This window comes from Pseudomonas kribbensis (assembly GCF_003352185.1).
Taxonomy (GTDB): domain Bacteria; phylum Pseudomonadota; class Gammaproteobacteria; order Pseudomonadales; family Pseudomonadaceae; genus Aquipseudomonas; species Aquipseudomonas kribbensis.
Genome location: NZ_CP029608.1, coordinates 2,614,768 through 2,623,070, shown reverse-complemented (window position 1 = coordinate 2,623,070; position 8,303 = coordinate 2,614,768). Strand labels below are relative to the sequence as shown.

The following is an 8,303-nucleotide window of genomic DNA, read 5'->3' as shown; positions in this document are numbered from 1 at the left end:
GAATGATGGCCAAGCGACCGGGTTGTCATAAATGCGCCAGCGCAAACCTGCCCGTCCTTCAGGCATCCACTGCCGGAAAACCACGCCAAGACCCCGGCCTGACAGCCAGGCAGTCGTCACTTCAATCACATCATTCACACATCGCTAACAAGCGCTAACAACGCATAACTGGCAGTCGATCAGGTCCTGGGGGCAGGATTGACGCTCACCGCTGAACGTCAGGCAACCTGCAGACATCATGGGTTGTCGCGGTCGGTCGAACGATGGTTTTGCGAGGGATCCGATCATGGCTGAAGGTTATCGCCAACATTGCCTGTGCGAGGCTGACCGACTCGGCAACGACGAACTGTATGCCTTGGTCACGGGCGCCGTCAGGCATGACAGGGCTGAATCCCAGCAACTGTTCGCGACGGTGACACCGTTGCTCATCGCCTATTTCGAAGGCCAGGTACAGGCCGGAAGGATCAGTCGCGAGGACACCGGCCGCCTCGTCCAGCAAGCCTTCAAGACCCTGTATCTCGAGCAGGCCCGGCATGACCCCGGCTTTCCGTTTCGGGCCTGGCTCATCGAGATTGCACGATCCACGTTGCTCGACAACCTGGGCCATCGGGGCATCACAGCGCCGGACCACCCCACGCCGCTAGCGGGTGCGTCTGCCGCAGAACGTCACGACACCCCACGCTCAGCCTGCATCGATCTTTCGACGCAGTGAAATCTTCACCAGAGAATGCCCATGATCAACATCGAAAAAACGCTCTACACCGCACAGACCTGCACCACAGGAGGCCGTGAGGGGACCGCACGCAGTCACGATGGTCGACTTGATCTCAGGCTCTCTCCACCGGGCGCACCGGGGACGGGAACCAATCCCGAGCAGTTGTTCGCGGTGTGCTGGTCGGCTTGCTTTCTCGGTTCCCTGCGCCACGCCTGCAACGCTCGCAAGATCGGCTTCCCGGCAAACGCCGGGGTGGAGGCTCAAGTCGACCTCGTACACGCAGAGCACGGGTTCTTCCTGCAGGCCCGCCTGGCCGTGTCGTTGCCGGAGATCGAGCCGGAAGTGGCGCTCCAGCTGATCGAAGCGGCGCACCAGAATTGCCCCTACTCCAAAGCCACGCGCAGCAACATCAACGTCAGCATCACCCTCGCCTGATCCCTCCTCTGCCGCTCCCGAACGGCCAAACGCCGACACGCCAAACACGCCTGCCTCCATGCAGCGACACCATGGTGCAATAGAGGGCTCCCAAGGCTTTTGATGTGATGGCGGCAAACCGACAAAAGCCAGGAGTAGCGCATGAAAAAGCTGACGACCGCCGCCGGCGCACCAGTGGTGGATAACAACAACTCGCAGACCGCCGGCCCGCGAGGCCCGGTGCTGTTGCAAGACGTATGGCTGCTGGAAAAGCTGGCGCATTTCGATCGTGAGGTCATTCCCGAACGGCGCATGCACGCCAAGGGTTCGGGAGCATTCGGCACCTTCACCGTCACCCGTGACATCAGCCGCTATACCAAGGCCAGACTGTTTTCCAGCGTGGGCAAAACCACCGATATCTTCGTCCGGTTTTCCACCGTGGCCGGCGAGCGTGGTGCCGCCGATGCCGAACGTGACATTCGCGGGTTTGCCATCAAGTTCTATACCGAGCAAGGCAACTGGGATCTGGTGGGCAACAACACGCCGGTGTTTTTTCTGCGCGATCCGCTGAAATTTCCCGACCTCAACCATGCGGTCAAACGCGACCCGCGCACCAACCTGCGTAGCGCCCGCAACAACTGGGATTTCTGGACGCTGCTGCCCGAGGCGCTGCATCAGGTGACGATCGTCATGAGTGAGCGCGGGTTGCCGCGCACCTACCGCCACATGCACGGCTTCGGCAGCCATACGTTCAGTTTCATCAGCCCGGCGAACGAGCGATTCTGGGTGAAATTCACCTGGAAGACCGAGCAAGGCATCGAGAACCTGACCGATCAGCAAGCCGCAACACTGATCGGCGATGATCGCGAAAGTGCCCAGCGCGACCTGTACACCAGCATCGAGGAAGGCCGCTTCCCGCAATGGAAGCTCTACGTGCAAGTGATGCCGGAGCTGGACGCCGAGACGTACCCGATCAATCCCTTCGACCTGACCAAGGTCTGGCCCCACAAGGATTACCCGTTGATCGAAGTCGGTGTACTCGAACTCAACCGCAACCCCGACAACTACTTCGCCGACGTCGAGCAGGCAGCCTTCAACCCGGCCAACGTCGTGCCCGGCATCAGTTTCTCACCGGACAAGATGCTCCAGGCCCGCCTGTTCTCCTACGGCGATGCACAGCGCTATCGCGTGGGCGTCAATCATCATCAGATCCCGGTGAACGCCCCACGCTGCCCGGTCAACAGCTATCACCGGGACGGCCAGATGCGCACTGATTCGAATGCAGGCAGCACCCCCGGCTACGAACCCAACAGCCATGGCCAATGGGTCGAACAACCGGATTTCAGCGAGCCACCGCTGGCCCTCAAAGGCAGCGCGGGGCACTGGGATCACCGGGAGGACGACGACTGTTTTTCGCAACCCGGCGCGCTGTTCCGGGCCATGACCATGGCCCAGAAACAGGCCCTGTTCGATAACACCGCGCGCTCGATTCATGGTGCCAGCGCAGCGTCGAAACAACGACACATCGACCACTGCACCCGGGCAGATCCGGCGTATGGCGCAGGGGTTGCGCACGCCATTGAGGCACTCGGCTGATCTGCAATGACGGAGCCGAAACAACAACGCCCGGATTAACCGGGCGTTGTTGTTTGTACGGGTCAGTCAGGCAATGATTCGCGGCTGAAGGCCTGCACCTCCTGCACCAGACCGCGAGCCGCCATTTCCACCAATTGCCGGCCCTTTTCCGGCGAAGCCTGGGCCGGGTCCGAGCCCATGCGGCCATCGGGGTGACGGGCACGGAAGTCAGCGGCTTCGCGGATCGGGCCCCAGTTGGCGATCTGCGGCGAATAAACGGCCGACTTGATGGAATCGGGATAGGCCCACTGGGTCACGGCGATTTCCGAAGGCGTTGCATGAATGCCGTGGCCGGTCGGGAACTGGTCACGCGCCAGCTCGTTCACCCCTTCCAGATCCCACCAGTTGCAGAGTTTCAGGGCGAACCCGGCCTTGCGCCGGGCAAAACTCGCCTCGGCGTACAGCTCCGAAAACGCCGCTTCGATCGAGGCGATGTTGCCGCCGTGGCCATTGAGGAAAAAGATCTTTTCAAAGCCGTGGGCGGCCAGCGAACGGGTCCAGTCCGCGATGGCGGCGATGAAGGTCGAGGGCCTGAGCGAAATGGTGCCGGGGAAACCGAGGTGATGTTGCGCCATGCCGATATTGAAGGTCGGGGCGATCAGGATGTCTGCACTTTTCTGCGCTTCATGGGCGATGATCTCCGGGCACATCCAGTCGGTGCCCAGCAGGCCGGTCGGCCCGTGCTGCTCGTTGGAGCCAATCGGGATGACGATGGTGCGGCTGCGTTCGAGGAATTGGGCGATTTCGGACCAGGTCGATAGGTATAAAAGCATCAGGATTCTCACTCTTCGAAGGTTCCTCGCGGAACGAGGGTTGGCGTTCAATGCACCTGCAACAGCAGCGTCATTGATAACACCCGCCTCCCTTCGACGACAGAATACGAAGGTATCGGAATCGCCAAAACGCCCTAATCGCGAACGAGAAACTCACGGGGCGATTCGCCCATCACCCGTCTGAACATTGCGCTGAAGGCACTCTGGCTGGCATAGCCCAGGTCCCGGGCAATCACCCCGACGGACTGGCCTTTGTCGAGCCGGTCGATGGCGGTCGCCAGCCGCACCTGTTGCAGCCAGTGGCGGAAATTCAGGCCGGTTTCATTGACGAACAGGCGAATCAGCGTACGGGAGCTGGCGCCAACCCGGTCTGCCCAATAGCCGATCGAATGGTCTTGTCCGGGGTCCTGCAGAATCGCCTCACACACCGTGACCAGTCGCCTGTCGACCGGCCACGGCACTTCGATCGGCAACGTCCGCGCCGCCTGCAGTTCACTGAGTATCAACGCCACGATGTGCGCGTTGCGCCCTTCCTGCGGGTATTCGATCGGCTGGTCGGCCAAGGCCAGAATCAACTCGCGCAGCAGTCCGGGGATCTCCAGCACTTTGCAGTGATCGCCCAGCCCGGCGCAGACCTGCGGCTCGATGTAGATCGAGCGCATCTTGACTGCGCTCAGCATCAACTGATCGTGGATCATTCCGGGCGGAATCCACAGCGCCCGCTTCGGCGGCAGGATCCACAACCCGCGTTCGGTGGCCACCCGCATCACGCCGTTCGAGGCATACAGCAACTGCCCGTGCCGATGCACGTGCGGTTCGTTGTATTCGCCGGTGGCCTGATCGCGCACCAGCACGGTCATCACCCGTGGCACATCCTGATAGTCGGGATAGCGTTCGCTGCGCGGCGCGGACTCAAGCCTGGCGACGACCTTGCGCACCTCTTGTTTCATCGCGTGGAGTCTCCTGAAAACAGCCCTTGATCGTCGTAAGGCCACGATTGTCACTTTGACGACAAATCCTGGCATTTGCCATGGCCGGCCCATTGTTAGCCTTGCGCTCATTGTTCATCAATGAGGCTTTTCCCATGGCAATCACCCGCAATCTCTCCAGCAGCCAGCAGGCCATTACGGCGGTGATCGGCCTGCTGATCCTGTCCATCGCCCTGCGGCCGCCAATCATTTCGGTGGGGCCGATTCTGCTGTTGATCCAGCAGCACTTCCAGTTGAGCTACACCCAGGCCGCGCTGCTGACTTCGATCCCCGACGTCTGCATGGGCGTGTTCGCGCTGGTGGTTCCGAGCCTGGCCAGACGCTTCGGGATCGATCGCAGCGTGGTTGTCGCACTGACGCTGCTGGGAGCCTCGACCTTGCTGCGGGCGCTCTCGCCGAATGCATTTTTCCTGCTCGGCAGTACGTTCTTTGCCAGCGTCGGCATTGCGGTCGCCGGCGCAATGACCGGCGCGTGGATCAAGACTCACTTTGCGCAACGCCCGGCACTGTTCATGGGCATCTATGCCGGCGGATTGAGCCTGGGCGCGACCCTCGCGGCAGTGTTCAGCGCGCCGATTGCCGAGCTGGCGCAGGACTGGCGGATCAGCGCCGGGTTCTGGAGCGTACTGTGCCTCACTGCCATCGCCAGTTGGGTGTGGATGGCGCGGCGTTTTGCGACATCGGCGCCAGTGGTGAAGTCGTCGCACCAGCGCAAGCGCCTGCCGTGGGGCAATCCGCAGGCGTGGCTGATCGCGTTGAATTTCGGTGCAGGTCAGTTTGTGGTTTACGCCCTCTTCGCCTGGATGGCGCCTGCGTCGGTGGAAGCGGCCACGTCGAGTGTGTCCCCGGGCATCCTGCTGGGGATTTTTACGGCGGTGTTCGCCGTTGCCAGCGTGGGTGCGGGGCTGATTCCGGGCAAGGCTCACGACCGGCGCGGCCTGCTCGGGCTGTCGGCGTTGCTGGCCCTGCTGGGGCTGGGCGGCATGGCGTTTCTGCCGGCGTACTGGCCGATGCTTTATGTCGTGCTCGCAGCCATCGGGCTGGGCATGGGTTTCACCGTGGCCATGACCTTGCCGCTGGATCACGCCAGCACCAGCGAGCAGGCCGGATTGTGGACGGTGTTCATGCTGTTCATCGGTTACCTGATCGCCGCGCTCGGGCCGTTGCTGTTCGGTGCTTTGCGCGAATACACCGGACACTATGGCCCGGCGTACACCTTGCTGTTCGCGGTTCTGCTGTTGATGCTCGGCATCACCCCGCTGCTCAGACTGGCACCGGCAGCATCGCCACAGGTGTCTGCTGCCTGAGCGGGAAGTGAAAGACCTGCGACGCGCCTCGGCACGTCGCAGGGTTTCAGTTGGCCGCAGCGGCTTTTTCAATCAATCGGGCCACCGGTACCGGGTTCGACACCATCACCACGTGAGAGCCGCCCTTGACCACCTCGACTGCCTTGGCATCGGCACGTTTGGCCATGAACGCCATCGCCTGGGGCGGGATGTTCTTGTCTTTGTCGCCGTAGATGTACCACGACGGAACGTGTTTCCAGGCAGGCGTGCCGGCCTGCTCGTTCAGCGCCGCTTCGGTAACCGGGCGTTGGGTCGCGGCCATCAACGCCGCTTGTGCGGCCGGGACATCGGCGGCGAACTGATCGTGAAACTTGCTCTGCTGGATATACAAGTCCTTGCCTCCATCGGCCAGTGCGACGGGCGCCGCCAGTGTCGGGCCGAGGGTGCTGCCGGGAAACTTGCCGGCGAGTCCGGCGACGGTTTCACCGGCCTCGGGCGCAAAGGCACTGACATACACCAGCGCTTTGACATTGGCATGATCGTTGGCCGCCTCACTGATGACGTTGCCGCCATAGGAGTGACCGACCAGCACCACCGGCGCCTGGATGCTGCTCAGCAAGGCGGAAACCGCCGCGCCATCGCTCTTGACGCCGCGCAGCGGATTGGCGGCGGCGATCACCGTGTAGCCATCCTTCTCGAGAATCTTCGCCACGCCGTTCCAGCTCGACGCGTCGGCAAAGGCGCCGTGCACGAGTACCACGGTCGGTTTGGTGGATTGGGCGAAGGCACTCATGCCCAGGCACAGGCCGGCAGCGAGGGTCAATGCAGTCAATGTTCTTTTCATGTGACAACTCCTTGTGTGACGGGATCAGGGGGCGTATCGGGTGAAGACAAAATCGTGGTTCTGCACTCGCGCCTGATGGCAGGCGAAACAGGTCTGGTGCTGGGCTTCATCGGCAGGCTTGCCATTGATGAAGCGGCCGAACCCCCAGCCACCGGTCGAGGCGTATCGTCGCGAGTCCTTGACCATCACCTGAACGGTGGTGGCCGCCCCCGGAATCGAGGCGGGGTCGAACTCCGGGGACTGCACGTGCTTCCACGCCAGCTTGACCAGCACCGTGCCGTCGGGAAACGGCAGCGTCTTGCTCTGGTAAGCCTTGATCCCCCGGTCATTGCCCAGCACCGCACGCAATTCATCCAGCGGCGCGGCTTCCTGGGCCGGGGCAATCAGCGCCCACTGGCGGTAGTTTTTCGGCAGCTTCACGCCGTAGATCGGCGAGGCGTCACTGTCATCGGCCTCGCCCAACGCGACACCGGTGGCGGCCAGCGCGGCGAGTGCAATGGCCGACGGCAACACGGCCCAATGGTTGAGTTTCATCGTCGGATCCCCTCAGGCCGGCTATCAGAGATGATCGGCATCGATCACCGCCTGAGCGAACGCCTGCGGCGCTTCCTGAGGCAGGTTGTGGCCGATACCGCCGCTGACCAAGCGGTATTCGTACTTGCCGGTGAAGCGTTTGGCGTAGGCCTCGGCCGGTGGATGCGGCGCACCATTGGCGTCGCCTTCGAGGGTGATGGTCGGCACGCCGATCGAGGGGAATGCCGCCAGTTTTTTCTCCAGCGGATCGTATTGCGCTTCCCCTTTGATCAGGCCCAGACGCCAGCGGTAGTTGAAGATCGACACGGCGACGTGATCCGGGTTCTGCAACGCGGCGGCGCTGCGGTCGTAGGTCGCATCGTCGAAGTTCCATTTCGGCGACGCCAATTGCCAGATCAGTTTCGCGAAGTCATGGGTGTTTTTCTCGTAACCCAGACGACCGCGCTCGGTCGCAAAATAGAACTGATACCACCACTGCAACTCGGCGGCGGGAGGCAACGGAGTCTTGCCAGCGTCCTGGCTGCCGATCAGGTAACCACTCACCGCCACCAGCGCTTTTACCCGCTCGGGCCAGAGCGCAGCGACGATATCGGCGGTGCGCGCGCCCCAGTCATAACCGCCGAGCACGGCCTGCTTGATTTTCAGGGCATCCATGAAGTCGATCAGGTCTTTCGCCAGCGCCGCCGGCTGGCCATTGCGCACGGTTTTGGCCGACAGAAAGCGTGTATCGCCATAACCGCGCGCATAGGGAATCAGTACCCGATAGCCTTTCTGTGCCAGTGCCGGGGCCACGTCGGTGTAGCTGTGAATGTCGTAGGGCCAGCCGTGCAGCAGGATCACCACCGGCCCGTCGACGGGGCCGGTTTCCGCGTACGACACGTCCAGCAGTCCGGCCTTGACGTGTTTCAGCGCGCCGAATGAAACGTTGCTGCCGGCGGTGATCGCGTCGATCTTGCCGCCGGGTACTTCGGCGGCGCTGGCGTATGCCGAGGCGATGCCCAGCGCAATCGCCAGCATCGAAACGGCGAGCACGCGCCGGGATTGAGTTACAGCGTTATGGTCAGTCATGCCGAGTCTCCCTCGAGAACCGCCGGGCGGCGGTTCCGGGCTTTG

9 protein-coding genes are annotated in these 8,303 nt (G+C 62.4%); 4 read left to right on the top strand and 5 right to left on the bottom strand.

Going from position 1 to position 8,303, the window contains the following annotated elements:
* Positions 1-286 precede the first annotated feature (286 nt).
* The 3 genes from DLD99_RS12005 (at position 287) to DLD99_RS11995 (ending at position 2,725) form a co-directional block, all read left to right on the top strand.
* Positions 287-712 carry a hypothetical protein gene (locus tag DLD99_RS12005; protein ID WP_085733942.1) on the top strand — a complete coding sequence of 142 codons (426 nt, stop codon included), beginning with the start codon at positions 287-289 and terminating at the stop codon, positions 710-712.
* Positions 713-733: 21 nt separating this feature from the next.
* Positions 734-1,150, top strand: a complete 417-nt coding sequence (locus tag DLD99_RS12000) for an organic hydroperoxide resistance protein (protein ID WP_114882350.1) — start codon at positions 734-736, stop codon at positions 1,148-1,150.
* Between the two features lie 141 nt (positions 1,151-1,291).
* Positions 1,292-2,725: a catalase gene (locus DLD99_RS11995; RefSeq protein ID WP_114882349.1), complete on the top strand. Its 1,434-nt coding sequence runs from the start codon at positions 1,292-1,294 to the stop codon at positions 2,723-2,725.
* 62 nt (positions 2,726-2,787) lie between these two features.
* On the opposite strand, the gene DLD99_RS11990 is transcribed toward DLD99_RS11995, so the two are convergent.
* Together DLD99_RS11990 and DLD99_RS11985 are read right to left on the bottom strand one after the other, a co-directional pair.
* Positions 2,788-3,537, bottom strand: a complete 750-nt coding sequence (locus tag DLD99_RS11990; RefSeq protein ID WP_085733939.1) for a creatininase family protein — start codon at positions 3,535-3,537, stop codon at positions 2,788-2,790.
* A gap of 134 nt (positions 3,538-3,671) precedes the next feature.
* Positions 3,672-4,487 carry an AraC family transcriptional regulator gene (locus DLD99_RS11985; RefSeq protein WP_114882348.1) on the bottom strand — a complete coding sequence of 272 codons (816 nt, stop codon included), beginning with the start codon at positions 4,485-4,487 and terminating at the stop codon, positions 3,672-3,674.
* A 134-nt stretch (positions 4,488-4,621) separates the two neighbouring features.
* Here DLD99_RS11985 and DLD99_RS11980 point away from each other — a divergent pair, with 134 nt between their 5' ends.
* Positions 4,622-5,833 carry an MFS transporter gene (locus DLD99_RS11980; RefSeq protein WP_114882347.1) on the top strand — a complete coding sequence of 404 codons (1,212 nt, stop codon included), beginning with the start codon at positions 4,622-4,624 and terminating at the stop codon, positions 5,831-5,833.
* 46 nt (positions 5,834-5,879) lie between these two features.
* On the opposite strand, the gene DLD99_RS11975 is transcribed toward DLD99_RS11980, so the two are convergent.
* From DLD99_RS11975 to DLD99_RS11965, 3 genes are read right to left on the bottom strand one after another with little or no spacing between them, the layout of a single operon-like run.
* Positions 5,880-6,656, bottom strand: coding sequence for an alpha/beta fold hydrolase (locus DLD99_RS11975; RefSeq protein WP_114882346.1), 777 nt, complete (start codon positions 6,654-6,656; stop codon positions 5,880-5,882).
* A 24-nt stretch (positions 6,657-6,680) separates the two neighbouring features.
* Entirely contained in the window at positions 6,681-7,190 is a 510-nt protein-coding gene (locus DLD99_RS11970; protein ID WP_114882345.1) for a cytochrome P460 family protein, read from the bottom strand.
* A gap of 24 nt (positions 7,191-7,214) precedes the next feature.
* On the bottom strand, positions 7,215-8,207 hold the full coding sequence (locus tag DLD99_RS11965; protein ID WP_425273015.1) for an alpha/beta fold hydrolase: 993 nt from the start codon (positions 8,205-8,207) through the stop codon (positions 7,215-7,217).
* Positions 8,208-8,303 lie beyond the last annotated feature (96 nt).

Coding starts and splice junctions, on each gene's coding strand:
- DLD99_RS12005 (WP_085733942.1), top strand. CDS start 287: ATGGCTGAAGGTTATCGCCAACATTGCCTGTGCGAGGCTGACCGACTC.
- DLD99_RS12000 (WP_114882350.1), top strand. CDS start 734: ATGATCAACATCGAAAAAACGCTCTACACCGCACAGACCTGCACCACA.
- DLD99_RS11995 (WP_114882349.1), top strand. CDS start 1,292: ATGAAAAAGCTGACGACCGCCGCCGGCGCACCAGTGGTGGATAACAAC.
- DLD99_RS11990 (WP_085733939.1), bottom strand. CDS start 3,537: ATGCTTTTATACCTATCGACCTGGTCCGAAATCGCCCAATTCCTCGAA.
- DLD99_RS11985 (WP_114882348.1), bottom strand. CDS start 4,487: ATGAAACAAGAGGTGCGCAAGGTCGTCGCCAGGCTTGAGTCCGCGCCG.
- DLD99_RS11980 (WP_114882347.1), top strand. CDS start 4,622: ATGGCAATCACCCGCAATCTCTCCAGCAGCCAGCAGGCCATTACGGCG.
- DLD99_RS11975 (WP_114882346.1), bottom strand. CDS start 6,656: ATGAAAAGAACATTGACTGCATTGACCCTCGCTGCCGGCCTGTGCCTG.
- DLD99_RS11970 (WP_114882345.1), bottom strand. CDS start 7,190: ATGAAACTCAACCATTGGGCCGTGTTGCCGTCGGCCATTGCACTCGCC.
- DLD99_RS11965 (WP_425273015.1), bottom strand. CDS start 8,207: ATGCTGGCGATTGCGCTGGGCATCGCCTCGGCATACGCCAGCGCCGCC.